Here is a 1,196-nt window from a genome sequence, read left to right as displayed (position 1 = left end):
TGAGTTATTTAATACGCTAAAATGATCATGTTTTTAATAAAATTGGTATTACATAGGAAAGGGAGTCTACATGACACAGCATCAAAAAGACGCGGCATTAGCAGTCGCACTTATGGATTTAACAAGTTTAAACAGCAGTGATACTACAAAAGATATTCAAGCACTCGTTGATAGCATAGATCCTACCTTAGGCACGCCAGCAGCCTTATGTGTTTATAGCGATTTCGTTGCTGACGCAAAAATAGCACTCGCAGTGCGTGGGCTTAACCACGTTAAAGTGGCAACAGTCACTAACTTTCCAACGGGTGATGCGTCACTCAGTGATGTTATAAACGAAACACTCATTGCAATAGAGCGCGGCGCGGATGAGATTGATTTGGTTATTCCTTATAAAAAACTCATAGCGGGCGATGCTCAAGCAGTACTTAGTTATGTAAGTGAAAGTAAAAAAGCGTGTGGGTCGCGCGCGCAACTCAAAGTAATAATTGAAAGCGGTGAACTTAAAACCGAAGCGCTTATAACTCAAGCCACGGAGCTTGCAATTGAAGGCGGTGCTGATTTTGTAAAAACCAGTACGGGTAAAGTCGCTGTAAATGCCACGCTTGAATCAACAAAAATTATGCTCAGTGCAATTAAAAATACTGGTAAGCATGTTGGCTTTAAAGCCGCCGGTGGTGTTAAAACAGTGGCCGATGCTAGTGATTATTTAGCACTTGCACGCGCGATAATGGGTGATGATTACCTGCAAGCAAAGACATTCAGGTTTGGTGCTTCAAGCTTGTTAAGTGACGTTTATACAATATTAAAAAGTAATTAAAGGAAAGATGATGAGAGCAAGAAACTCCGGGACACAAACATTGTTTAATAACCTATTTAAAGGTGCATTGGTTGTAGGAGTCGTTGGTTTTGGATTAACTGCATGCACTAACCCAAGCACACCCGCAGGTGAAGAAGGCTACGTATTCGAAAAGCCGCGTGTATTTGGTGAAGGTGGTTATCAAGGTACAATGAAGGGCCCATCTAATTACGGTATGTCGTTACTGCGAAATGAAGTGGTAAACATCGATATGCGACCCAATACATATACCGAGACATTTAGAATCTTAGCGAATGATGATTTAACAGACATTGATCAGACCAATTTCAAAAATTTCGATTTAATTCTCTTTAATTTGATAAAATAACATCTCAACTTT

At 40.1% G+C, this 1,196-nt stretch carries 1 protein-coding gene and 1 pseudogene; both read left to right on the top strand.

What is annotated here, in order from left to right; translation table 11 throughout:
- Positions 1 to 70: 70 nt before the first annotated feature.
- Positions 71 to 817: a deoxyribose-phosphate aldolase gene (gene deoC / locus CWB66_RS21440; RefSeq protein ID WP_138587003.1), complete on the top strand. Its 747-nt coding sequence runs from the start codon at positions 71 to 73 to the stop codon at positions 815 to 817.
- A 10-nt stretch (positions 818 to 827) separates the two neighbouring features.
- A pseudogene (locus tag CWB66_RS21435) lies at positions 828 to 1,121 on the top strand (SPFH domain-containing protein); the annotation flags it as partial.
- Between the last annotated feature and the right edge of the window lie 75 nt (positions 1,122 to 1,196).

Source organism: Pseudoalteromonas sp. S558 (assembly GCF_005886635.1).
GTDB classification, from domain to species: domain Bacteria; phylum Pseudomonadota; class Gammaproteobacteria; order Enterobacterales; family Alteromonadaceae; genus Pseudoalteromonas; species Pseudoalteromonas aliena.
This window is presented reverse-complemented; position numbering and strand designations above follow the sequence as displayed.